This is a genomic window from Enterococcus sp. DIV2371, from assembly GCF_050498525.1.
Classification (GTDB): Bacteria; Bacillota; Bacilli; order Lactobacillales; family Enterococcaceae; genus Enterococcus_B; species Enterococcus_B mangumiae.
In genome coordinates this window covers 118,147-143,232 of the sequence record NZ_JBIPAJ010000001.1, presented here as the reverse complement: position 1 = coordinate 143,232, position 25,086 = coordinate 118,147, and the positions used below count along the sequence as shown (strand labels likewise).

Here is a 25,086-nt window from a genome sequence, read left to right as displayed (position 1 = left end):
CATATTTTTTTAGAAATAAAGACAAAATCTGCGTCCTTCGATTTCACAGATTCGAATGTCCATTTCGTATAATTGATCTAAAACCTCTTTTTTGATGATATCGTTTGTTTTGCCTTGCCTAAATAATTTCCCTTGTTTCATTGCAATGATCTCATCGGCATAACTCGCCGCAAAATTGATATCGTGTAACACAATGATGATGGTTTTTCCTAATTCCTGTACAAGGCGCTTTAAAATTTGCATGATTTGTACTGCAAAATTCATATCTAAATTATTGAGTGGTTCATCCAATAGAATATAATCTGTATCTTGTGCAAGAACCATCGCAATATACGCTCGTTGTAGTTGTCCTCCAGAAAGTGTGTCGATCGTTTGGTCTTTCATCGTTTCTAACCCTAGATGTTGGAGTGATTCTTCAATGATTTCATGGTCTTTTGTAGTCAGCTTTCCTTTTGAATAAGGAAAACGTCCAAATGACACAAGTTCTTCGACCGTGATTTTCATACTGATCTCATTTGATTGTTTTAAAATCGCTAGCTTTTTTGCCATTTCTTTTGACTTCCAAGCTTTTACTTCGTTGTGATCCAAGTAGATCTCACCGGCATCTTTAGGAATCAAACGACTGATCATGGATAGAACCGTTGATTTACCAGCACCATTAGGACCGATAAAGGCAGTCAATTGTTGATCCGAGATTTCTAATTGCAAGGAATCAATGACTGTTTTTCCTTGGTAACGTTTATCGACCATCTTTAAATTGATCATCTTAGTTCCTTCCTTTCTCGAATCAATTTCGTGATAAAATAAATCCCGCCAGTAAACTCGACAACGACACTGACCGTCGTATTCCACCCAAACACTTGCTCAACGATCAATTGGCCACCGGTCAAAAATAAGAACGCAATCAAAAAACTGCCGACTAACAAAACACCATGTCTGTACGTCGCAAACAAGCGATAACTGACATTTGCGACAATAAACCCTAGAAAAGTGATTGGTCCAACTAAAGCAGTTGCTGTACCGGTCAACAAACTGACACAACAAAGAATCGCAAACTGAAAACGTTCGGTCTCGATCCCCAGATTTGTTGCTTGATCCTTTCCTAGATGAAAGACATCCAGATAATGCCTTTTGTAGAAAAGAAACAACCAACAACAGCCAATCAATAGTGCAGCAGGGATGAGATAGCCTGTCTGGACATTTCCAAAGCTAGCAAATAATTTCCCCTGCAACAAATCATATTCATTTGGGTCCATCACTACTTGTAAAAATGTACTGATGCTATTGAACAGTGTGCCTAGGATCATGCCTGTCATCAACAATAAGAACAAGTTAGGTTGTTCCTTTCGTAACAAAAAGAAAAACAGTAACTGGCTTAAACCCACCATCAATGCTACGTTGATCAAGAAAAAGCTTGTACCTGTTTGCTGGAGCATCGTCACGCCACCGATCAAGAAAAACAGGACCGTTTGAACAAGGACATAGAGCGAATCCAGCCCTAATACAGAGGGGGTCAAAAATTGATTTTGAGTGATGGTTTGAAAACTGACCGTCGCACTACTTGTAGCGAGTGCGACTAAAATGAATGCCATGATTTTCTTACTCCGCAACGCCCAAGCAAACGACCAGTTGCCATACGTATTGATCGTCAAATAGCCAATCGACACGCCAATCACGAGTAGCACTAAAAGTAAAAATAGACTAGTTATTTTCTTACCCATGCTTGCGCCCCCTTACTAACAAGTAAAGGAAAATCACGCCACCGATGATCCCCACGATCACACTGACTGGAATCTCATAAGGAAAAATCACAAGACGCGCAATCATATCACAAATCAGCAAAAACATACTTCCAAAAATCGCTGTGATACCCAATGTTTTATGTACTTGATCCCCATAAAGCTTTGCGGTGATATTCGGAATGATCACACCTAGAAAAGGAATGGTACCAACCATGATCAATGTAATCGCACTGGCTAAAGAAACGAGGCCGATCCCAAATAATTGCATGTTGCGATAATTCATCCCTAAATTCACTGCAAAAGATTCCCCTAATCCTACGATCGTAAATTGATACGCAAAAAAAGCTAAAATAAGTAATAACGGAATCGTGACATATAACAACTCATAATTTCCCCGCATGACTGTGGCGAAATTGCCTTGCAGCCAAGATGACATGTTTTGCACTAGTTGAAACTGATACGCAAAAAACGTCGCAACAGATCCAATAATATTTCCTAACATCACGCCGATCAAAGGTAACATCAACTGATTTTTTTGTGGGAAAAATCGTGAAAAAGATAAAAATAAAAGTGTACCGGCAAAAGCAAATAAAAAAGCAGTTGCTGAACGAAGCCAAAGAGAGGCATTCGGTAAAAAGAGCATCACCATTAAGATACCCAATCTGGCACTATCCATCGTCCCTGCTGTTGTTGGTGATACAAACTTGTTTTGAGTCAAATGCTGCATGATCAAGCCACAAATACTGCTCGTTGCGCCAACAAGTAATAGACAAATCGTCCGAGGAAAACGCGTCGCCAATAACAATTGCATACTCTGACCTTCAAATCGAATAATATCCATTAGTTCGACACGTGACACACCAATAAACAGCGAACATATACTTAAAATAACTAACAAAACAATCAAGCGACCCACGCGCATTTTACTCTACCTCACTAACTGAGAATGATTCTCATTCTTATTCTAAGTGAAGTGTTGAACAAAAGCAACCGTTTTTTTAGTAAAACAAGAAGAAACACTTTAAATTCGGGAGCACGCAAGGATGAACCTTGCTATGTTATAATGACTTAAAAGAACAAAAGGAGGTAAATTGGATGGCATCAGATGAATTAAAAAATCATTTGGACAAAGGAATGTATGGCACGCCTTTGGTCAACCCAGAAGAGCAGCATAAATACCTAGGTACCTTCCGTGAACGTTGCTATCTTAGTATGACCGTTGCTGAAATGAATGACCCGACAAACAAAGCAAAGTTTCTAGAAGAACTAGAGAAACGACCAGAAGCATTTATTCTGATAAATGGGACCCTGCCCCTCGATATCCAGAATCAATACATCCAATTGGCAACGAAAAATCAAACGAAATTCACTGTTGTAAACGATTATGTTTCTGAAGATCCGGAAAGTATTGGTCTTTTGATTGCAACCAAAGAAGCAGTGAATGAACCCGTTATTGACGTAGAAGAAAAATATCCAACGAAACAAGAAGAAGAAGAACCAAAGAAAAAAAGCTTTTGGGACCGATTATTCAAATAATTGCTAAAAGATCAATCGATTCTTGGAGTTTCTAATCAAAACTTGTCAGAATCCAGAAGTCGATTCGCCAGAATAAAAGAATCATCCACAAACTAGATAGGTCTAGTGATGTGGATGATTTTTTTATTCTATGGGTTCACGATTTATTTAGTCTCTTTTGGTGTCTTGATCACTTCAGGATACAACAATTCCAACACGTTCATCGTCAGTCTTCTGCCTTTTCCAGCAAATGGATAGACGTGCATGTGCATTGCTGGGTTGAAGTTGGCTTCGATGATGCCATAGGCTTGATCATCTGTTTGAGGATCAATATCTTTATCTGGAATGATCAGGTCGATCCCGCTGATTTTTGCGCCTAAGGCTTCTACCGCTTGTTGTGCAATTTGCTTATATGCTTCGGAAAATTCATCCGTCACGTCAATTGAATCCCCACCTGTACTGATATTGGAATTTTCGCGTAAGTACACGACTTGATCTTTTGCAGGAACAGAATGGATCGTTAATCCTTGTTCTTTTAACATCAACTGTTCGAGTTCGCCTAACTGGATCAATTCCAATGGTGCTCGATGGTGACTTCCTCTTAATGGATCTAGATTTTTTTCAGCAACAAGCTCTTCTACTGTTCGTTTTCCATCACCCACAACATTTGCAGGGACACGAAGTAAGATGGCTTTTACTTGGCCGTCAATGACAAAGAAACGATATTCTGTTCCTGGCATAAATGCTTCAACCAGTACAGAAGTATCTTCACGAAAAGCGATTGCTAAACCAGCCTGGTAATCCTCTAAAGAAGCTCCTTCTTTAAAGATCGTGATCCCTAATCCATAATTTGTCGATTTCGGTTTAATGACAAAAGCTTGCTCTGCAAACCGTGGATAAGCAGTTAAGGCTTCTTCGATCGAATCGAATTCGGCTCCTTCAGGTACACGGAAACCGGCTTCCTTTAAAACTTTTTTAGTCACTGTTTTATTTTCCATGATCAATGGGACGATGTAGCTATCTTTACTTGTCATATTGGCATTTTTCACATATTCAATATGATCTTGGTGTTGCAAGCGTAGAAACTGGTCCGATTCATCTAATACTTTCACTTGGATGCCTTTTTGGATCGCATCAAACATCAAGATTTGTGTCGACAGCTCCATTTCACGAAATCCTGCTAATTGATAGGATCGTTCATGGCTTTCTTCTTCATACTGTTTTCCTAAAGCATAGGCAAACGCATGTTGACTTGTTTGTTGCGCTTGTTGATAAATCTTCCCTGCCAGTGTTTCAGCTGGATGATCAAATTGTTCGATCATTTCATCGATCATTGTTAGGCGTTCAGTTTGTCCTAAAGCCACAAGCATCTCTTTCATCCCTTGAAGAAGACGGATACCTTCATCATAAAAAGCAGTTTGAGTCACGGGATTTTCTAGCGATACGTGTTCATTTAGCTGTTCACCTTCGTCGACCCAGCGATCAACTGCTACATCGTGTTCGGTCCATAGCATATACAATAAGAACGATTGTAAAAATTGCACTTGTTCTTGACTGATACCGACACGTGCATAGGGGTTTAAATCAATATTTCTCAACTCGATATAGCGGATACCCGATTTCGCCAAATCAGCTACTCGTTTTCCACCACGGAAACGGATTGGTGCATAAAATTCTTTTTCTTCAGATAATTTACCTTCTTCGACCATTCGTTCAATATCAGACAAATATTGTTGCAGAGAAGCATAAGATACTTTGACATTCGGATGGTTTGTATAACCATAGGAACTATTGCGAATACTGCGCACAGGTTCTACTGGTGCCGGTTTGTCAACGAAATAGTGGTCTTCACTTAGAGGGGATGCTCCGAATAAATAAGTGATCAACCAACGATAGCGCAAGAAATTCTGAGCTGTTTTGAAATACAATTCTGTTTTAAATGCAGCAAAATCAGTGAATTCTGCCTGTTGCGCAAATAATGCTTGCAGGAGATCATCACCAAATTCAAAGTTAAAATGGATCCCGCTGACCATTTGCTTGCGTTTGCCATATTCTTTTGCCAAATAACGACGATACAAGACATCTTCGAAATTAGAAAGCTTTGCGATCATGATATCTTCGTCTTTTTCAGGTAAAGCAGGAGGCATACTTAATGGCCAGATCATTTCATCATCTGCCATCGAGCGTGAAGCGACGTCATAGATTGCTTCTAAATAATTAAAAAGTTCGTTGATAGAATCCGTTACCGGAGTAATCAATTCGACTTGAGTTTCACTAAAATCTGTCTGGATGTATGGATGATACGTACGATCCCCAAAAATCTCAGGATGATTCGTTGTTGCCAGCTCTCCAGAGAAGTTCACACGTTGGCCTTCACGTTCAATCCCAAAGCGGGCTTGACTAATAAACGGCAGTGAACGAGGATGCAGTAATAATTCTTTATAGTTCATGGTTAAATGTCCTCCAATTCATATGTCTCATTATAGTAAAAACCGCCAAGAAAAAGAATGAAATTGTTTGAAAATGAGAAAAAAGGGGTGTTTTTTTTATAAATCACCTAAGTTTACAAAAAAAAGACTTGGAATGAATTAAAAAAGAGCTTGAAACAAAAGGAAACTCTCAAAAAACAAGCAGGAAACCACGAAAATCAGATAAATAATATTCATGGAATCTCTCTTTTTTTTGAGATGGCTCACTTCTGTTCCAAACTCTTTCGCTAAATGCACACTTATCTATTCTTCTTTCAATAGACCTTTGAATAAGCCAATCACAAAATCATTTGGATCGAAGGCTTCTAGATCATCGATCCCTTCGCCTAGACCAACTAATTTCACCGGCAAGTGCAGTTCATTACGAATGGCTAAGACGATCCCACCTTTGGCTGTACCGTCTAATTTCGTTAAAACTAACCCCGTTACATCTGTCGTTTCTTTGAACTGTTTCGCTTGGACCATGGCATTTTGCCCCGTCGTCGCATCTAACACGAGTAAGATTTCATGTGGTGCTTCCGGTAACTCTCGTTGGATCACTCGCTTGATTTTTTCTAATTCGTTCATCAAATTGACTTTGTTTTGCAGACGTCCAGCTGTATCGACGAGTAAGATATCCGCTTGCTGTTCTTTGGCTTTTTCAATGGCATCGTACACGACTGCTGCAGGATCGCCACCGGCATTTCCTCTAACTACTTCGACTTCCGCACGTTCGCCCCAAACAACTAATTGGTCGATCGCCCCCGCACGAAATGTATCTGCTGCCGCTAACAATACCTTTTTGCCTTCTGTTTTGTATTGATGCGCTAGTTTTCCGATACTTGTGGTTTTTCCTACACCATTTACACCAACAAAGAGGATCACTGTTAAACCTTCTTCTTGGAGATTCAACGTGTTGACTTCATCGATTCCTTCTTGCTCATAAAGCTCCACTAATTTTTCAATGATTGCATTTTGGATCTCTGCCGGTTTCTTGGCGTTTCTTAGCTTCACTTCTTGGCGTAAGGCTTCAGTGATCTTGATCGCTGTTTCAAATCCGACGTCCGCACCGATCAATGTTTCTTCCAACTCTTCGAAGAAATCTTCATCGACTGTACGGAAGTTTGCAAACAGCTCATTCATTCGTTCACCGAATGTTTTACGGGTCTTTTCTAGACCCTTGTCATATTTCTCTTGTACTTCAACTTCTTCTGGTGCTTCTTCACCAGTAAAGGCTCGTTTGATCTTATCAAAAAATCCCATATTATACCTCCTTTACTTTAAAACAAATTGTTTGATTGCTTGAGCTACCCCATGTTCGATATTACTTGCCGTAACATGATCAGCCGCTTCTTTGACAAAAGGTACCGCATTTTCCATCGCAACACCCAACCCTGCGTATTCGATCATCGGTAGATCATTTTCTTCATCTCCGATTGCCATGATCTCACTACGTTCAAGACCTAAATCTTTTGCCAGTAAAGAAATACCATACGCCTTAGTCACACCTTTTGGCATAAACTCTAATAAAACGTTGCGCGTTTTGATCACTTCATACGAATCATAATAAGCGCTTGGGATTTCCTTGATTTTTGTATCTAGTTCGTCTTGCTCATAGGCAATGACTGCTTTATTCAACACAAACTCATCCGTGATATCAGCTAGTTCTGCTGGTTGGAATTGCAATAAGTTGTTTAAAACATTGTACAATGATTGTTTTCTGGGCGCACTCGGTAATTGCAAAACGACATTATCCGACAAAACGTCCAATGGCAAGTCTAGCTCTTGGCTCAACGCATAAAGTCGGTGGATATCCGAAACAGCCATCGCTTTTTTCTCGATGATTTCACCTGTATCGTTCTTTTGGACTAAGCCACCATTGAAGGTAATGCTATAATCGCCTTCTTCTACTAAGCCTAGTTCTTGTAAATAATGGGCCATCGCAGCTAATGGGCGCCCCGTACATAAGACGATTTTTACGCCTTGGGCTTTTGCTTTAGTCAACGCCTCTTTATTCTCAGGCGAGATTTTCTTTTCTTCATTCAATAATGTTCCATCTAAATCGATAGCGATTAATTTGATCATTTTGTCCCCTACACTTTCGTTTCGCTCATTCTTCCTTCTTCATTGATATCTTCCATGCGGACAGAGACGATTTTTGAAACCCCAGACTCTTGCATCGTCACACCATACAAGACATTCGCAGCGACCATCGTCCCTTTACGATGGGTGACCACAATAAACTGTGTATCATCTTGAAACTCGCTGAGGTAACGACCAAAGCGTTTGACATTGGCTTCATCTAACGCTGCCTCGACCTCATCCAAAATACAAAACGGTACTGGACAAACGCGAATGATTGAAAAGAGCAAGGCAATCGCAGTCAAGGCACGTTCGCCTCCAGAAAGCAGGCTTAAACTTTGTAGTTTTTTCCCTGGTGGCTGTACTTCGATCTCAATCCCTGTCTGCAACAAATCAGTCGGATCGGTCAATACAAGCTCTGCGCGTCCTCCACCAAACATATTTGGAAAAACGATTTTGAATTCTTGGCGAATCGCTTCAAACACTTCTTTAAAGCGAGTCCGTACCTCATCGTCCATTTCATCCATCGTTTCGAACAATTGGTCTTTCGCTGATAATAAATCATCACGTTGTGCAGCCAGGAAAGTATGGCGTTCATTGACTTGTTCGTACTGTTCGATCGCATTAAGATTCACCGGTCCTAAACGATCGATTTGTTGTTTCAACGAAGCAACTTCTACTCGGCTATTTGCTACATCCGTCGTTTCTTCATAAGCTTCACAAGCTTTTTCATAATTCATCTGGTACTCAGTTTGCAAGTAATTCAAATGATTGTCCAAAATCATTTCCGCACGATTCTTTTGTACCTCTAATTGTGATTGCTCTGTTAAAAGCCCTTTTTGCTTGCGGTTTTCAGCTAACAGTTCGGTATCTAGTGCATCGATTGCTGTTTGCATTTCTTCACGTGTCACTTTTGCTTCTTCCAGAGAAGCTTTTAGGCGATCTCTTTCTGCGGCTAGGTCAGTGATTCGTTGATCTAAACTCTCTTCTGTCAGTTCATGATCAGAAAAATCCGCAGTTAATGCGTGTAGTTGCTGTTCCAATCCTTCTTGTTTGGCTAATGCTTCATTTTTTTGTACGCGTGCGCCACGTAATTGGATCTGCAAGTGATTGTATTGTTCTTTCAACACTGCTAGTGACGCTTGTTCTTGCGCTTGTTTTTCTTGGATCTGCGCACGGCGTTCTTCCATTTTGTCACTTTCTTGACTCAATGAACTGATTTCAGTGTCGATTTCTTGGCGTTGTACTTCGAGTTCTTGCTGTTTGGTCAAAAGCTCTTTTTGTTGTTTTTGGTAGTTCTCCATGAATTGTTGCAGTTCTCGTGTTTCATAGCTTGAGATTTGTTGCTCTTTCTCAAAACGAGTCAGTTCGTTGGCTACATTTTGCCGTTGATTGGCTACTTCTTGTTCTTCAAAGCGTAACTGTTCGCCTTGTGTCCGTAGGCGTTCTTGTTCTTCTGCTAAAACCGTTACTTCTTGTTGTAATGCTTGGACTTTCTTTTCTTGACTCTGCAATTCCTGATCTGCTTGTTGGAACTCACTCGTCAATTGTTTTAATTCTTGATTTTGTGCAAACAAACTTCCTTGGTTGCCTCGCTTAGTCGCTCCACCAGTCATTGAACCACCGGCATTCATGACGTCGCCTTCTAATGAGACAACACGATACTGGTAACGAATCTGTTGGGCGATTGCATTGGCACTTGCTAAATCTTTCGCTAAGAGAATCGTCCCTAATAAATTATGAACGATGGTTTGGATCTGTTCGGGATAAGTCACTTGTTCGCTCGCGATCCCGATAAACCCTTCAACTGTTTGCGCTTGAGCAAATATATGCGCGGGTAGTTGGCGAGGTTTGATTGTCGTCAGTGGTAGAAACGTTGCTCGGCCACCTTTTTGCTGTTTCAAATAAGTGATCGCTTGACGTGCGTCACTTTCATTTTCAACAATGACATGTTGCGCTGACCCACCTAAAGCTGTTTCGATGGCTAATGTATAATCAGCTGGAACATCGATCAACTCAGCAACTGCACCAACGATCCCAGAAAGCCGTTGTTTTTGTTGTAAGATCAACCGAACACCTTGATAGAACCCAAAATAATTTTCTTGGATTTCTTGCAGACTTTTTTGACGTGCCCGTAATTGTTGGACTTGATTCATCAGTTGATACATTTTCGGCTGTTCTTTAGCTAACAGATCTTGCGCTTTTTTCCCTTTGGTTTGGACATCTTCAAGTGAAGCTTTGGCCTCATTCAATGCGTGCTGTAGTTTTTCATGTCGCTTCGTCAGCTCGATTTGTTTGGCGGACATTTCTGCTACATTGGCTTCCACTTCTGATTGTTTGGCTAATGTTTGTTGGCTTTTAGAAGTTTCTTGGATATATTGACGCTCCAAATATTTCAATTCATTGCCGACAGTCGCTTGTTCTTGCATCAAATCGACATACTGATCGCGTAGTTCTGCCAATAGTTCTTTCGTTGATTTTTGGTATTTCTCCAACTCTTGTTGCGTACTCATCAGTGCTTTTTCAGCTTGTTGGATTTCTGCTTCTTTTTGACTTACTTCTTGTGTCAATGTCACTTGTAAGTCTTCAAAGTGAGCCACTTTTTCTTGCACTTCAGCTAGAGAAGCTTGGTATTCTTTTGAGCTTTTTTGGGTATGCTTCGTTCGCTCAAGTAAAACTTCTTTTTGTCCTTCGGTTTGCTTCAATTTTTCTGACAAGGCTAACAAGGTTTGTTGATTTTTTTCGATCATGCGATCGGCTTGATTGTTTTGTTTGCGTTTGTCTGCTAATAATTGTTCTTTCGTTTGGATCTGTGTCGTTAATGACGTCAACGATTGATTGAACTGATCCAATTGTACTTGTCGTTCATCCCACTCTTTTTTTGCAGCCTTGATTTCCGCAATCATTAAGGAGATATCTGTCTTTGTCAATGTTTCTTTTAATCGTAAAAACTCCTTAGCTGCCTCACTCTGGGCGGCCAAAGGAGTTAATTGCTCTTCAAGTTCATGGATGATATCTTGGACACGGCTTAGATTATCCTCTGTTTCAAAAAGCTTTTGCTCCGCTTTCTTCTTGCGTTGTTTATATTTCAAGACTCCTGCTGCTTCTTCAAAGATCCCACGTCGATCTTCGGGTTTACTACTAAAAATCGCTTCGACTTTCCCTTGAGAGATGATCGAAAAAGATTCTTTACCCAAACCAGAATCCATGAATAATTCTTGGATGTCTTTCAAACGACAAGGCTGTTTATTGATAAAAAATTCACTTTCACCTGTTCGACGGTAACGACGTGTGACACTGATCTCACTGTATTCTAGTGGTAAGTAATGATCTGAGTTGTCTAATACGACGGTTACTTCAGCGACATTCAATTGTTTGCGAGAATCAGAACCGGCAAAAATAATATCCGGCATTTTCCCACCACGAAGGCTTTTCGCAGACTGTTCTCCTAGCACCCAACGGATGGCCTCGGTAATATTGCTTTTCCCACTACCGTTTGGTCCAACGACCGCTGTGACGCTATTTTCAAACTCAATGATTGTTTTGTCTGCAAACGATTTAAAGCCGGCTATTTCAATGCGTTTTAAATACACGAAGTCTTTCCCTCACTTACTTAGTGCTGCCAAAGCATTCTCAGCAGCAGCTTGTTCTGCTAATTTTTTCGATTTTCCTTGTCCAGTCCCAATCAACCGATCATCAACGTATACTTCGATCCAAAAAATACGTTCGTGTGCTGGCCCTTCTTCGTTGATCAAACGATATTCGATCAATACATCTCCTGCTTTTTGCAATACTTCTTGTAATTTTGTTTTGTGATCCATCTCATGGGAAAAAGCACCTGCACGAACCTTCGGAAAAATCACTGTTTCAATAAACGCGTGTGCTGCGTCAAACCCTTGATCAAGGTACAATGCTCCTAAAAAGGCTTCAAACAAATCACAAAGAAGTGCTGGACGTGTGCGTCCACCAGAGTTCTCCTCACCTTTTCCTAACAGGATATACTGATCAAAATGACATTCCTTGGCAAATTTGGATAAACTATCTTCACGTACGATAGCTGCACGAGTTTTGGTCAATTTTCCTTCTGGAATATCTGGATACAAACGATACAGATATTCTGAAACCATCAACTCTAATACAGCATCTCCTAAAAACTCAAGACGTTCGTTGTCCGACAGTTGCAAATTGCGATGCTCATTCACATAGGATGAATGGGTAAAAGCTTGTTCAAGCAAGTTTAAATCGTGAAAAACGATGCTATACTTCTCTTTCAATTCTTTTGTTAGCTGATTGTCCATTTCCCACATTCCTTTATGGCTATTTTTTCAATACTTCCTTATTATACTGGTTTTTTATAAAATATGAAATGGTTGAGACAAAAGGTATGAAAAGCTTTATAAACCATGTTGGAAAATCTTATTAATAAAAAAACACTACGAATAAAAGATAAGAAATTTGATGAAACATATCTTACCGTCTATTCGTAGTTCAGTTACACCTATCACAACTTTTGCTTGATCAATAGTTGATTCATATCAACTCGCCCACCTAACTGTTCTGCCAAATCTAAGTCATGGGTGACTAAGACGATCGTCACTCCTTGTTTATTCAATTCTTTCAATGCATCGATCACGAGTTGGCGATTTCCTCTATCTAAAGAGGCAGTAGGTTCATCCGCAAAAACAATCTTAGGCCTTTGTAAAAATAAACGAGCTAATGCGACGCGCTGTTGTTCGCCACCGCTTAGACGAAATACTTTTTGATGCAATAAATCTTCCATTTGAAACTTACGAAGCGCAGCAATCATTTTCTCCTCTTCGTTTACTACTAATCGTAAATTTTGCTTGACCGTTTCATTATCGATCAATGCAAAGTTTTGAAATAAAAACCCTGCATATTCACGAAAAAAGCGTTTTTTACTTTTGTGATGGAGTAATTGATTGTCGAACCATATTTCACCAGAATCAATTGATTCAAGTTGTCCTAAGCAGTTTAGTAACGTCGTTTTCCCAACACCACTACTTCCTGTGATCACAGTTATCGAACCAGTCGCTAACTGTAAAGAGACATTTTCAAAAATCACTTTTCCCTTATACTTTTTACTGATTTTTTTTGCTTCAATCATATTTGATCACCTCCAGACGTTTCCTTTTTTCTGAGAAATACGTAGCGAATAGAAGGACACACGATTCAAATAGTAGTAATAAAATTAAAATTTGCCACCAAGCATGATGGATAAATGATAGGATCAACGCGACAACCCCAGAAATACCTAATACTTTCATGTAATACTTATGATGCCTTTGGAGTAGTGTCCAACCCGTAATATATTTGAGAAATAGTTTTTTCTTATTCATTTCTACATACACCAAACTCAAATAGATTTGGACGAACACAAAACCAATAAGGATCAGGAACAGAATGCTTACGGTTGTATAATACTCACGTCTCACACTCACAAGTGCTTGATTGATGCTATCCTTTACAGCAATCAATCCATAAAAATCATGTTCCATATGATTCTCTTCAATAAATTCTTGAACAAGTTGAGGATCTCGAAATAAATAAGTGCCATTTGAGATATCCTGGAGCCATATTTCGATATTCGGTTGGATCAATGGCAGTGACATGGAGACGATAATTGGATTAGAAGAAAAAATTTTTTCGTAGGGTTGGAAATTATAGTTAAAAAGGACCTGATTTGCTTGCGTATAAAGAATTTTTAACTCGCCTTCGTATGCTTTCGTTTCGTACTCAAAAGAATTTTGATAAAAATCAAGTTCAGCTTCGGCTTCTGGAATGATCATTTCTGTATACATTCGCTTATTTTCAGGAATAAGCAGATAGAAAAAAGAATCATCTAATGCGTCAATCGATTGACCATTCGCATCCTTGATAGCCAATTCTTTAATAGCCTGATGGTTACTTAACCAAAAAGCATCATTTTGAATATAACTTAGTGTCGGACTATTGTGGCCAAGTTCATTGTCCCGTAGAAAAATACCACCTGCTTGCTCTGATTGTTCTAACAAAGGAAGTAGCCGTGAATTGATTGACACTTGTTCTTTCTGTCGCACCTCTTTGCCTTTTGCCAAATCTACAAGTAAACTCGTGTCTCTACTAAATCCCAAGTGATAATAGTCAGGAACTCTTGTCCATTGGGAGAGCTGTCGTTCAAGCTCACGTGTCTCCATTACTTTATTTGATAACGTACTGGCTTGCACAGTGACAAATGTGAAGATAACGATCTTTAATAAAATATTCAAACGAAATAATAATCGGTAAGGTTTCCTTCCTTTTATCTTATCTGAAATCGTACCAAACGAAAATATCACCCAACTCGTAAATAATTGAAGCACCCAAATCATTAAAAGGCCCCAGAAAAAAATAGGTAGATAAAGAAACTGCAATTGTGGGAATCCCCAAGAAAAAGCAACAATTATGAAGGTGTAAATCGCACTATCAATGAAACTATCCTTGATTGAACCCTTTAACCAACGACGCCCTAGCATCTCAAGGATACCGATTTTCTTACGCAGAGAAGCTTTATAAAACAATAAATCTAAGATCACAAAGACAAATAAAATCAAAAATAGTTGGCCAATACTCATTAATAATCCCGCAGTCAACAAATAGAACCATTTTATCTCCTCAATCTCCAATTTGATCCCTTGCTCATAAAAATCAGCCATCATTTCAGATGGGGGTGCTTCTGTTACTATATACGTACCTAACACATCTTGATTCTTCATCTCTGTATAATCATAAAAATATGTGGTGACATCCGATTTTATTGGGGTGAAAGAGTATTCTGAACGCTCCGTTTGATCAAACGTATAAATTTCTTTTATCGTCTCACCGGACTCGCCCATTCGAAAAACTAACTTATGTATCGCTATTTGATGTTTTTTTGCATACGCAGAAATCGTTTGGTTGACTTCTTGAATCGTTCCACTTGCTTCTTCGATCATAATACCGGAATGAGCATTGGGGATCGCACTCTTTATCCCCTCATTTCCAATAAAAGAAATCGCATAAAGGAAACTTAACACTGTAACTATAAATAATCCTCGATAGATTTTTTTCATCATGAATAGAAAAAAGTAGCTAAAATATAAATAAGCTAAAAACACTTCGTACAATAGTGGCGAAGTCATTGAATATTTGTATCCTTCGCCTAATCGTGTAGCGAGATTTATATCTTAGTCACTTACAATTTCTGTATCCACCACCTTTCAGCCTTACTTCCAGTAAACACATGCTCTCGTTCTGATATTTACAGTGACTTTTAGATTGCATAAAAATAACAAAACTAAAACATCTGATTATTTCTCTCCCTTCACAAATAATTATATATTCACAAGTCTATAAAGAATATCTATTCTTCTATTTTTCTGATTAAAAAACGCCCATAGTTTATTTGTTATGTATTAATGATTGAAGACAACAAACATTTCACTTACTCCTCACAAAGAAAAAAGAACCAGCCGAGAATAGGACAAGCCTATCTCGAGCTGATTCGGTTTTATCATTTGTTGGTTTATGAACGTGAATCTGAAGTCACAGTTACAGTAGCCCATGGATTTGGTGCTCCGTATGACCAGTCCCAATCTCTTACGCGGTCGTTGACTGGTAATACTTCGTTACGGAATAATGTTGGAATTGCAAATGCTTCTTCAAATGCATATTGTTGCCAGTTGCTATAAGCTTCTTTCAAGAAATCTTCATCAAATGCTTCTGAAGAGTTGATTGCATTGATCAATTTTGTGTTTTCTTCTGACTCATAACGAGTGTAGTTGAATGCAGCGTTTGCGCCCCATAAGCCAGTTGGGTTTGGATCTGTTCCTGTGCTCCAAGCAGCTTGATAGACATCAATTTCTGGATCATCATTTTCTAAACGATCGTAGAATGAGTTGAATTCGATCAAACGACCAGTTGTATATTGAACATCTAGTCCGATTTCTTTCCATTGTTGGATATAGTAATCGGCTAATGGTTGTGCCACTTCACCACCGGACATTGATGCAAAGTTGATCGTCAATTTATTGCCGTCTTTATCTTCACGGATACCATCGCCATCAACATCTTTAAATCCTGCATCATCCAATAATTTGTTTGCTTTATCAAGGTTCAATGTGTAACCTTCGATTGAATCATCATGGAAGTCTGCAAATACTGGTGGGATCAACGTTGTTCCGTTGCTTCTCAAGCCTGCGTAGAAACGCTCCCCTACTGCATTATTATCTAAAGCGTAACCCATTGCTTGACGTAATGACTTATCTGCCATTTTTGAATCTGGATCGTAAGCAACTTTTCCTTCATCAGCATCCCATTTACCTAGTTTGAATCCTAGATATGTGTATGAAGTTTGTGGACGACCTAAGTTTGTATAGCCAGCGATATCTTGGTAAGTTTCGAAAGTATCCGTTGGCATTTGGAAAATCATGTCATATAATTTTGAATTCAATGCTTCTGTCGCACTTGCTGTTGGCAATGATTTCATTGTAATTTTCTTCAATGGTGGTGTTCCGTTCCAGTAGTGTTCGTTTGGTAAGTACTCTACTGATTCACCAGCTACGATATTGCTCATGTAGTATGGACCAAATGTCACTGGATGTTTGCGGACTTGATCACTTGATTCCATATCTTTGACTTCAACACCTTCAAGTGTGTGTTTAGGTGCAGCATATGTCCAGATACCGCCACCTGCTTGAAGCATACTTGGGTTCATTTCTTTGTATTCGATTTTAACAGTTTTGTCATCTACTTTAGTGATTCCAGAAATCGTATCGGCACTACCACTGTTATATTCTTCCATACCGACGATATTACGGAACGTATCGTCATAACGAATACCTGTGTAGTCAGGATGTCCGATGATTTCATAAGGGAAAATAACGTCATCTGCTGTAACGTCCTCGCCGTCAGACCACTTAACATTGTCTTTCAGTGTGATCGTTGCTGTTTTCGCATCTTCATCTAACTCTAATGAAGCTGCACCATCATTTGTGATCGTGAAGTTGGCATCATTTGTAAATAATGGTTCATGAGAAGGTGCCATAAATGCATTATCAAAGGCATCTTGATAAAATTCCCATTGGAACAATCCTTTGAATTGGCTATCCGTTGCTACTGCAACGTTCAATTCGCCATCTTCGATTGCATCATCATTATTTGTTGTTGCTAGTGGGAACGTTAAATCACTACCACTCCCGTTATCTGACGAATTATTCCCTGAGGAACTAGTTCCGCCGCCATTTCCACACGCTGCTAAAGTTGCAACAGATAGCAGTGTGACAAGTCCAAAAATCGTTTTCTTCATATCCTATTTTCCCCCTTCACTTCTCTTATCCTAACCGTTGACGCGCATCTGCAGAACGCTTAAATGCTTGACCAACGTAATTTATACTCAACATCAAGACTAAAATCAGAATTGACGCGGGTAACCAAATCCATTGTCGATTCACTAAAACTTCACCGTTACTTGCATAACCGATCAATGTTCCCAAACTTGGTACATTGGTTGGCAATCCGAAGCCTAAGAAAGTCAAAGTGGTCTCGATCCCAATATTTGCCGCAAAGTTCATTGTCAAGTTGGTAATGATCAATGAGCTAAGGTTCGGCATGATTTCACGGAACATGATTTTCACATCACTTGTTCCCATTGTTTTAGAAGCACTGACATAATCACGTCTTGCTTCGGATAATGTTTTGCTTCGGAATAATCGGGCTTTAGCGACCCAATAAAATGCACTCATAATAAAGATGAATGACCATACATTATAGTTCGTAATAATTGAAACAAATACAATAATGATCAACATGATCGGTAAAATCATGATGAAATCGACGATACGCATCAAGATGTTATCGATCATACCACCGTAGAATCCTGAAAGGATCCCTAAACCTACCCCGATGATCGAAGTCAAGATCGTAATAGCAAAACCGATCATGACAGAGTTTCTTGCCCCGATGATCAATTGTCCGAAGACATCACGTCCACCTTCATCTGCTCCTAAAAGGAATTTTGTTCCTTGAGTGGAGATAGCACCAGGTTCTGCGTACTTATCAAAAATACTAACAAACATTACTTGATCTTGGTCAATAAAGATTGCCCCAATAAAAATGACTAACAACAAAATCACTAGTAAGGCCAGTGAAAAAATGGCGACTTTATCTTTTATAAATTCTCGTGCAATCATTCGTATCCCCATTGGTGGGATACTTTCTTGCGTAACTTCTTTCTTTTTATCACTCATTGATCGATTCTCCCTTCTGTTTGATTTTTTTATTGGATTCGTATACGCGGATCAACAATGCTCATGATGATATCTGACAGCAGTGTTCCGACTAACGTTGCGATTCCTAAAATCAAGACTAAGGCAGTGATCACGGTATAATCACGTTGACCGATTGAGTCAATAAATAGTTTTCCGACACCAGGGTAACCAAAGATCTTTTCGATAACTACAGATCCGGCGATCAATGACGTAATTTCATACCCCATTTGAGAAGCCATTGGCAATGCTGCATTACGGAAAATGTGGCGACTGAATACTTTGTTGGTCGGCACACCTTTTGATCGAGCGGTACGTACAAAGTCGAGTGATTTTGAATCAATGACTTCACTACGCAGATACTGGATCGTAACAGCTGTGGCTAAAAAGGCTTGTGTGATTGCTGGCAATAGAATGTATTGCAAGCGATCAAACCATTGAGCAATAAAGTTTCCTTGGAAACCTAAGGTCTGAGAACCACTGGTTGGGAACCAGCCTAAACGGTAACCAAAAACGAATAGCATGATCAATCCAAAAATGAATAATGGAACAGCAAAACTAAAGAAGTTATAGATAACAACTGCTTTGTCCAAAATCGAATTTTGGTAACGACCAGCCAACATGCCTAACGGTACAGCGATCAAATACGTAATAATTACAGTTAATACTGATAAATACAAAGTATTGACGACACGTTCACCAATCAAATAGGCAACAGGGCGTTTGAATAAGAAACTTTGTCCGAAATCACCTTGTACAGCATTTCCGATCCAACGGAAATATTGTTCATACCAAGGATCGTTCAGTCCGGCTGCTTGACGCATTTGCTCGATGACAGCTGGGTCTTGGTTTGGGTTGATCAATCCTGTAAAAGGATCTCCAGGCATGGCTTGCGCTAGTATAAAGATCAACACGCTAAGGATGATCACTTGCGGGATCATTAAAAGAACTCTTCGTAGAATCGTTTTCCACATTAGCTAGCACCTCCATCTTTCAACGCTACTTTGTGTGTAGGGGTCAATGTACGTAAGTCATACACTCGGCCTGTTGTGTCGTAGTAATCTTTTTGATGTTCGATATACTCGCGTTCAACATTCCGTCGGTTTTGTTTATGCATTTCCCGATTGTCTACATCGATTCGTGGAATCGCAGATAGTAAGCGTTTTGTATAGATGTGGCGTGGATCATTGTAGATATCTTCTCGTGTACCGATTTCAACAAATCGACCTTTGTACATGATCGCAATATTGTCACACATGTGTTTTACGACACCTAAGTCATGAGAGATAAATAAATAGCTCAATCCAAATTCTTGTTGGATGCGTTTCATGAAGTTCAAGACTTGCGCCTGAACGGATAAGTCCAAGGCAGAAACAGGTTCATCTGCCACGATCAACTTAGGATTTGTCGCGACTGCTCGGGCAACCCCCAAACGCTGTCTTTGTCCACCAGAAAATTCATGTGGATACTTGTATAACGCATCTTCTGGCATCCCAACGATATCTAATAAGCTTTTGACCTTTTTCTTTTCTTCTTGATCGCTCAAGCGTTCAAAGTTACGGATCGGTTCAGCGATGATATCCAATACGCGTTTCTTAGGATTCAAACTCGACATCGAATCTTGGAAGATCATTTGGACGTCTTTGTTATAACCGATTTTTTTGCGGTTACTTCTTTTCGTCACGTCTTTGCCTTCATACATGATTTCTCCGGAGGTCACTTTTTCTAAACCAACCACTGCTTTACCAGTTGTGGATTTACCAGAACCTGATTCGCCAACTAGTCCATATGTTTTTCCTTTTTCAATAATAAAATCGACACCGTCTACTGCATAGACATGGTCTGTTACTCGGTTGAAAAACCCACTGCGAATAGGATAGTGAACTTTCAAATCTTTGATTGTGATTAATTCTGACATCTACACCTCTCCTTTTTCGTCTCTAAAGTGGAAATGTTTATAACATGAGCAACGTACCATGTGATTTGGTGCGATTTCATGCAACACTGGATTTTCTTCATGAGCGCTCGCTGGAATCCAAGGAATCCGCGGTGCAAAACGACAGCCTGTTCGTGGCATATTTTTCAATGAAGGAACGACCCCTTCAATCACATGTAATTCTGCTTCGTGGTTTCCTTCTTGTGGAATCGAATTTAGTAGTGATTGTGTATAAGGGTGTTTTGGGTTCTCAAATAATTCTTTGACGCCCGCAACTTCAACAAATTGTCCACCGTACATCACGGCAACACGATCGGCCATTTCAGCAACGACACCTAAATCGTGCGTGATCAAAATGATCCCTGTTTTTGTTTCTTCTTGTAAATCTTTCAATAAGTCCAAAATCTGTGCTTGGATCGTTACGTCCAAAGCGGTCGTTGGTTCATCTGCGATGATGATTGGCGGCTTACATGCAATGGCGATCGCGATGATCACACGCTGTCTCATACCACCTGATAGCTCATGCGGATATTGACGACCCACTCGCGCAGGATTTGGGATCCCAACTTGTTCTAATAGTTCCAATGCACGTGCCTGTCTTTGATCAGCAGTCATTTTTGTATGATAAGACAAACCTTCTTTGATTTGATCTTCAATTCTCATCAGAGGGTTTAATGCAGACAACGGATCTTGGAAAATCATCCCAATATCATTTCCGCGAATTTTGTTATACAACGTTTCATTTAATTCAATTAAATTTAAATCATTGTACATGATCTCCCCTGTGATCTTTGTGTTGTTAGGATCCAACAACCCCATGATCGTTGTAGCTAACGTACTTTTTCCGCAACCAGACTCACCTACGATGGCTAAGATCTCGTTTTTATCTAAAGTAAAAGAAACGTCGTCTACTGCATCGTAATATTCATCTTTTAGACGGAAGCCTGTGTGTAGGTTCTGAACATCTAATAATTGATTATCTGACAATCGAATACCCCTCTCTGCTCCTCGATGGAAGTTCTTTAATAAAAAAAATAATCCTACACTGAATAACAACTTAAACAAAAAAAATTAAATAAGTAGCATTCTAAGGAGTGTGTAATTTATTATTAATAATTATATAGAAAACCGTTTTATATTGCAAGATTATTTCACATTGTTGCCAGAATTATCTGAAAAATCTTACGTCACTATGTGAGTATCAGAAAAAGATTAAAAAAAAATGAGGCGAAGAGCAAACCTTCTCTTTATCCTACTATTTTTATAAAATGAGAATTATTATAAAACACGACAAAAAAACAGGCAACGATAAAAAACGGGGTTTATTGAAAAAACATTTTTATTTACAAAAGCATAATTATACAAAATATACGGAATAAAAATAATGGAAAATCTGTTAAGGCGTTCCCTTTTCTTCCATGATCTTACTCTTTAAAAAAACTATTTCATAAAAAAACACAACTGAAAAAGCCAAGAAAACATGAAATAGTAAACCTATTTCTGTTTTCTTGGCTTTGATTTGAAATTAGCTTTCGCCAATTCATTCATCGGTTGTTGTGTATTTATTCATTGAATTTATTTCAAGTTGTTGCTGATATAATCCACGGCGCCGCCGACTGTTTCGATTTGTTCAGCATCTTCATCAGAGATCTCTGTTCCGAATTCATCCTCCAGTTCAAGAACGAATTCCATGATACTAATTGAATCAGCTTTCAGATCATCTTTAATGTTTAATTCATCTGTCACTTTGTCGGTATCCATTTCAAAGTGATTCGAAATGATTTTAGCTACTTTATTAAATACTTCTTCACGCGTCAATTTTTTCACCCCCACAATTCTTAGAACTACTACGTTTTCTTCACCATAGCTAATTTTACTGACAATTTTTGGGAATGTCCACCCTTTTTTCTCCATGAGCTTGTCAATTCGTAGAAAAATCAGTCCTCTTTTTTCTCAAATTGCTCGACCAATTGTCCTACGACGTTGGTTTCAAGCATCGTATGGATCTGGCGGATCGTATAGCGAACAGCCTCTGGTCCGGTTGCACCATGTGTTTTGATGACTGGTGCTTTCAGTCCAAATAAAACTGCGCCGCCATGTTTTGAATAATCCATTTCAGCTTTCAATGAGCGCAAACCGTCTTTTAGCAGTAACGCACCCATTTTCCCTTTAATACCTTCATTCAAAATGGCAGATTTCAACAATGTCATCATGTTCATCGCTGTACCTTCAATCGATTTCAAAACTGCATTTCCAGTAAAACCATCCGTGACCACGACATCTGCTACGCCATTCAATAAGTCCCGTGCTTCTACATTCCCGATGAAGTTCAAGCTTGTTTCATTTTGTAAGAGTTCAAACGCTTGTTTCGTCAATTCGCTGCCTTTAGTTTCTTCCGTTCCGTTGTTCAACAATGCTACACGAGGACGCCCAATTCCACGAACTTTTCTCGCATAAAACGAACCTAAGATACCATATTGTAAAAGATGCTCTGGTTTGTTTTCTGCATTTGCACCTAAATCAAGCATATCAAAGCCTTCGCCTTCTTTGCCGACAACTGGCAACGTGGACATCAAGCCTGGGCGTTCAATATTTTTGATACGTCCAACAATAAATAAGCCGGCTGCTAATAGAGCCCCTGTGTTTCCCGCTGAAAAAATGGCATCTGCTTCCCCATTTTTGACTGCTTGTGCAGCTAAAACCATAGAAGCCGTTTTTTTGCGACGGATGGCTTTGACTGGTTCATCATCACTATTGATTTTTTCGTCAGTATGGACGATCGTGATATTTGTTTGATCTGTTAAATATTTCTTGATTTCCGGTTCTTTACCATAAAGAACAAATTCTAAATCAGGAAAATCTTTTTGTGCTAGAGCTACGCCTTCCACAATGGCTTGTGGTGCGTGATCTCCGCCCATTGCATCTACTGCAATTCTCATTATCGTTTCCACTCCTCGTCATCATTTTTGAACGTATTGATAATCGATCAATCGAAATAACGATTATCTTGGTTGTCTAATTGTAGCTTGGCTGTTAATGGTTGATACTCAGGTAATAATTGCCAGTCTTTGATTTGCCAGATTGCCGCAGCTTCCTCACGGGCAACCTCTAAGACGTTCCCATCTGTGACTAGATCTGCGATCGCAAATTCTGGCAAGCCAGATTGGCGAAACCCGAATACTTCCCCTGGCCCTCGTAACTCTAAATCTTTTTCACTCAAGATAAAGCCATTCGTGGTTTCTGTCATGATTTTCATCCGCTCGACACCTAATTCATTTTTAGGGTTCGCCACGAGGATACAATAAGAAGCCTCACTCCCCCGACCGACACGCCCGCGTAGCTGATGTAGTTGGGCTAAACCAAAACGGTCCGCATCCATGATCAGCATGACCGTTGCATTCGGCACATTGACCCCGACTTCGATCACTGTCGTCGACACTAAGATCTGGAGTTGATTTTCTTTGAATGTTTCCATGATCTGATCTTTTTCTTGATTCTTCATTTTACCATGCAATAAGCCAACTTCATATTCTGGTGCAAATAACTCACGAAGTTTTTCATAAATTTCCACTGCATTTTTCACATCTAAGGCTTCCGACTCTTCAATCAGTGGACAAATCACGTACATCTGATGCCCTTTGCGTAGTTCCTTATACGTCCATTCTAACACGCTATCTAGTTGAGGGGTTCTGACCCACCTTGTTTCGATGGGAATCCGACCAGCAGGAAGCTCATCGATCACAGACACATCCATTTCACCATACGCTGTGATTGCTAAGGTTCGAGGGATAGGTGTTGCTGTCATAAACAGCACATCAGGTCGCCAACCTTTTTCACGTAGGACCTTTCGTTGATTCACACCAAACCGATGTTGTTCATCCGTGATCACTAAACCAAGATTTTTGAAAGCCACGCCTTCTTGGATCAATGCGTGTGTGCCAACGATGATATCGATCTCCCCATTTTCTAAACGTTCTAGAAGCTCTCGGCGTTCTTTGGCTTTCGTTGAACCAGTCAATAACGCGACTGTTACTTCATTGGGATCAAATAGTTGGGATAAACTTTCCATATGTTGTTGCGCTAAGATTTCTGTTGGGACCATCAACGCTCCTTGAAAACCAGCAGTCACTGTCGCATATAACGCAATGGCAGCAACCACGGTTTTACCACTCCCTACATCGCCTTGTAAAAGTCGCTGCATGTGATGAGGATTACGGAGATCTCGACAAATCTCATTCGTCACACGTTTTTGTGCCGTCGTTAATTCAAAGGGCAATTTTCTCGTAAACTGTTTTAACCGTTCCACATCATAAAGGATCTCAAGTCCGTTCTTCTCCGATTTTTCTGCTTTTTTAAGTCCTTGTAACTGCATCTGGAACATAAAAAATTCTTCAAAGACGATCCGTCGTTTGGCTTGATGATTTTCCTCATGATTTTGCGGAAAATGCATGCTTCTTACAGCAGTTGAACGATCAAGTAACCGATATTTTTCAATCAATGATAATGGTAAGTTCTCTTCAATAAAATCACCATACTCACTAAATCCTCGGCGGATCAGATCGACGAGAGTCGTTTGACGAATGGATTTGTTGACATGATAGATGGGAGAGAAATCATCTGGGCTTTGCGAACCAAGGATCTTCATCCCATTTAGTGCTTTACGTTTTGCATCCCATTTCCCATAAACGGCGATTTCTTCAGATAAAATGACTTTATCTTTTAAATAAGGTTGATTGAAGAAAGACACATTGAAAACTTCATGATCTTGCATCATACGAAACTGCAAGCGGCTTTTTTTGTAGCCAAAACGGCTCATTACTGGCGGAGAGACAACCAATCCTTTTAATGTAACTTTTTCTTGGTCTTGGATTTCGTTTAGATTTCTTTCTTGGATATCTTCATAACGAAAAGGATAATAAGTTAACAAATCTTCAATCGTATGGATGCCTAAACTCGCTAAACTATCCGCTCTTTTTTGACCGACACCTGCTAGCACTGTGACTGGATCAGCTAATGACCGCAAAAGACTCCCCTCCTTTAACAAAAAAAGGAACTTGGTCAAC

Annotated in this window: 19 protein-coding genes; 1 reads left to right on the top strand and 18 read right to left on the bottom strand. The window is 39.5% G+C overall.

All coding sequences use genetic code 11. The features are described 5' to 3' along the window. Positions 1 to 9: 9 nt before the first annotated feature. The 3 genes from IGL24_RS00710 to IGL24_RS00700 are packed head-to-tail and all read right to left on the bottom strand — an operon-like array spanning position 10 to position 2,664. Positions 10 to 765, bottom strand: a complete 756-nt coding sequence (locus IGL24_RS00710) for an ABC transporter ATP-binding protein (protein WP_207699290.1) — start codon at positions 763 to 765, stop codon at positions 10 to 12. Beyond that, positions 762 to 1,721, bottom strand: coding sequence for an iron chelate uptake ABC transporter family permease subunit (locus IGL24_RS00705; RefSeq protein WP_207115351.1), 960 nt, complete (start codon positions 1,719 to 1,721; stop codon positions 762 to 764). Before IGL24_RS00705 ends, IGL24_RS00710 begins: the two co-directional genes overlap by 4 nt. Next, the gene (locus IGL24_RS00700; protein ID WP_206854549.1) at positions 1,714 to 2,664 is read right to left on the bottom strand and encodes an ABC transporter permease; all 951 of its coding nucleotides are present in this window, start codon (positions 2,662 to 2,664) and stop codon (positions 1,714 to 1,716) included. The genes IGL24_RS00705 and IGL24_RS00700 overlap by 8 nt, the downstream gene beginning before the upstream one ends. Before the next feature lie 173 nt (positions 2,665 to 2,837). Here IGL24_RS00700 and IGL24_RS00695 point away from each other — a divergent pair, with 173 nt between their 5' ends. Further along, a complete protein-coding gene (locus IGL24_RS00695) occupies positions 2,838 to 3,278 on the top strand; it encodes a YueI family protein (RefSeq protein WP_207115352.1) in 441 nt (146 codons plus the stop codon). A 143-nt stretch (positions 3,279 to 3,421) separates the two neighbouring features. On the opposite strand, the gene gshAB is transcribed toward IGL24_RS00695, so the two are convergent. The 15 genes from gshAB to recG form a co-directional block, all read right to left on the bottom strand. Further along, on the bottom strand, positions 3,422 to 5,707 hold the full coding sequence (gshAB, locus tag IGL24_RS00690; protein ID WP_207115353.1) for a bifunctional glutamate--cysteine ligase GshA/glutathione synthetase GshB: 2,286 nt from the start codon (positions 5,705 to 5,707) through the stop codon (positions 3,422 to 3,424). Between the two features lie 282 nt (positions 5,708 to 5,989). Continuing rightward, positions 5,990 to 6,988: a signal recognition particle-docking protein FtsY gene (gene ftsY / locus IGL24_RS00685; RefSeq protein WP_207115354.1), complete on the bottom strand. Its 999-nt coding sequence runs from the start codon at positions 6,986 to 6,988 to the stop codon at positions 5,990 to 5,992. 12 nt (positions 6,989 to 7,000) lie between these two features. Beyond that, positions 7,001 to 7,810, bottom strand: coding sequence for a Cof-type HAD-IIB family hydrolase (locus IGL24_RS00680; protein ID WP_207115355.1), 810 nt, complete (start codon positions 7,808 to 7,810; stop codon positions 7,001 to 7,003). A gap of 8 nt (positions 7,811 to 7,818) precedes the next feature. Beyond that, positions 7,819 to 11,400 carry a chromosome segregation protein SMC gene (gene smc, locus IGL24_RS00675; RefSeq protein WP_429968371.1) on the bottom strand — a complete coding sequence of 1,194 codons (3,582 nt, stop codon included), beginning with the start codon at positions 11,398 to 11,400 and terminating at the stop codon, positions 7,819 to 7,821. Positions 11,401 to 11,412: 12 nt separating this feature from the next. Beyond that, positions 11,413 to 12,105 carry a ribonuclease III gene (rnc, locus tag IGL24_RS00670; protein WP_206854565.1) on the bottom strand — a complete coding sequence of 231 codons (693 nt, stop codon included), beginning with the start codon at positions 12,103 to 12,105 and terminating at the stop codon, positions 11,413 to 11,415. Between the two features lie 203 nt (positions 12,106 to 12,308). After that, positions 12,309 to 12,932, bottom strand: a complete 624-nt coding sequence (locus IGL24_RS00665) for an ATP-binding cassette domain-containing protein (RefSeq protein WP_207115357.1) — start codon at positions 12,930 to 12,932, stop codon at positions 12,309 to 12,311. Next, positions 12,925 to 14,964: a DUF1430 domain-containing protein gene (locus tag IGL24_RS00660; RefSeq protein ID WP_347401511.1), complete on the bottom strand. Its 2,040-nt coding sequence runs from the start codon at positions 14,962 to 14,964 to the stop codon at positions 12,925 to 12,927. Before IGL24_RS00660 ends, IGL24_RS00665 begins: the two co-directional genes overlap by 8 nt. A 383-nt stretch (positions 14,965 to 15,347) precedes the next feature. After that, positions 15,348 to 17,129 carry an oligopeptide ABC transporter substrate-binding protein gene (locus IGL24_RS00655; RefSeq protein WP_206854570.1) on the bottom strand — a complete coding sequence of 594 codons (1,782 nt, stop codon included), beginning with the start codon at positions 17,127 to 17,129 and terminating at the stop codon, positions 15,348 to 15,350. Positions 17,130 to 17,154: 25 nt separating this feature from the next. Then, positions 17,155 to 18,069 (bottom strand): ABC transporter permease, encoded by a 915-nt coding sequence (locus IGL24_RS00650; RefSeq protein WP_206854572.1) that lies wholly within the window; start codon positions 18,067 to 18,069, stop codon positions 17,155 to 17,157. 29 nt (positions 18,070 to 18,098) lie between these two features. Next, on the bottom strand, positions 18,099 to 19,061 hold the full coding sequence (gene opp4B, locus IGL24_RS00645; protein WP_206854576.1) for an oligopeptide ABC transporter permease: 963 nt from the start codon (positions 19,059 to 19,061) through the stop codon (positions 18,099 to 18,101). Then, entirely contained in the window at positions 19,061 to 20,005 is a 945-nt protein-coding gene (locus IGL24_RS00640; protein WP_206854579.1) for an ABC transporter ATP-binding protein, read from the bottom strand. The genes opp4B and IGL24_RS00640 overlap by 1 nt, the downstream gene beginning before the upstream one ends. Next, positions 20,006 to 21,010 (bottom strand): ABC transporter ATP-binding protein, encoded by a 1,005-nt coding sequence (locus IGL24_RS00635; protein WP_071867772.1) that lies wholly within the window; start codon positions 21,008 to 21,010, stop codon positions 20,006 to 20,008. Positions 21,011 to 21,598: 588 nt separating this feature from the next. Beyond that, positions 21,599 to 21,841, bottom strand: coding sequence for an acyl carrier protein (gene acpP / locus IGL24_RS00630; protein WP_206854789.1), 243 nt, complete (start codon positions 21,839 to 21,841; stop codon positions 21,599 to 21,601). Positions 21,842 to 21,960: 119 nt separating this feature from the next. Continuing rightward, positions 21,961 to 22,962: a phosphate acyltransferase PlsX gene (gene plsX / locus IGL24_RS00625; RefSeq protein ID WP_206854582.1), complete on the bottom strand. Its 1,002-nt coding sequence runs from the start codon at positions 22,960 to 22,962 to the stop codon at positions 21,961 to 21,963. 47 nt (positions 22,963 to 23,009) lie between these two features. Beyond that, positions 23,010 to 25,046 carry an ATP-dependent DNA helicase RecG gene (gene recG / locus IGL24_RS00620; protein ID WP_207115358.1) on the bottom strand — a complete coding sequence of 679 codons (2,037 nt, stop codon included), beginning with the start codon at positions 25,044 to 25,046 and terminating at the stop codon, positions 23,010 to 23,012. Positions 25,047 to 25,086: the final 40 nt, after the last annotated feature.

Excerpts from the sequence above, each read along its gene's own strand:
- opp4B (WP_206854576.1), bottom strand. The coding sequence starts at position 19,061 with ATGTGGAAAACGATTCTACGAAGAGTTCTTTTAATGATCCCGCAAGTG.
- plsX (WP_206854582.1), bottom strand. The coding sequence starts at position 22,962 with ATGAGAATTGCAGTAGATGCAATGGGCGGAGATCACGCACCACAAGCC.
- IGL24_RS00665 (WP_207115357.1), bottom strand. The coding sequence starts at position 12,932 with ATGATTGAAGCAAAAAAAATCAGTAAAAAGTATAAGGGAAAAGTGATT.
- ftsY (WP_207115354.1), bottom strand. The coding sequence starts at position 6,988 with ATGGGATTTTTTGATAAGATCAAACGAGCCTTTACTGGTGAAGAAGCA.
- IGL24_RS00700 (WP_206854549.1), bottom strand. The coding sequence starts at position 2,664 with ATGCGCGTGGGTCGCTTGATTGTTTTGTTAGTTATTTTAAGTATATGT.
- IGL24_RS00705 (WP_207115351.1), bottom strand. The coding sequence starts at position 1,721 with ATGGGTAAGAAAATAACTAGTCTATTTTTACTTTTAGTGCTACTCGTG.
- IGL24_RS00660 (WP_347401511.1), bottom strand. The coding sequence starts at position 14,964 with ATGACTTCGCCACTATTGTACGAAGTGTTTTTAGCTTATTTATATTTT.
- IGL24_RS00680 (WP_207115355.1), bottom strand. The coding sequence starts at position 7,810 with ATGATCAAATTAATCGCTATCGATTTAGATGGAACATTATTGAATGAA.
- rnc (WP_206854565.1), bottom strand. The coding sequence starts at position 12,105 with ATGGACAATCAGCTAACAAAAGAATTGAAAGAGAAGTATAGCATCGTT.
- IGL24_RS00650 (WP_206854572.1), bottom strand. The coding sequence starts at position 18,069 with ATGAGTGATAAAAAGAAAGAAGTTACGCAAGAAAGTATCCCACCAATG.
- IGL24_RS00640 (WP_206854579.1), bottom strand. The coding sequence starts at position 20,005 with ATGTCAGAATTAATCACAATCAAAGATTTGAAAGTTCACTATCCTATT.
- gshAB (WP_207115353.1), bottom strand. The coding sequence starts at position 5,707 with ATGAACTATAAAGAATTATTACTGCATCCTCGTTCACTGCCGTTTATT.
- IGL24_RS00710 (WP_207699290.1), bottom strand. The coding sequence starts at position 765 with ATGATCAATTTAAAGATGGTCGATAAACGTTACCAAGGAAAAACAGTC.
- IGL24_RS00695 (WP_207115352.1), top strand. The coding sequence starts at position 2,838 with ATGGCATCAGATGAATTAAAAAATCATTTGGACAAAGGAATGTATGGC.
- IGL24_RS00655 (WP_206854570.1), bottom strand. The coding sequence starts at position 17,129 with ATGAAGAAAACGATTTTTGGACTTGTCACACTGCTATCTGTTGCAACT.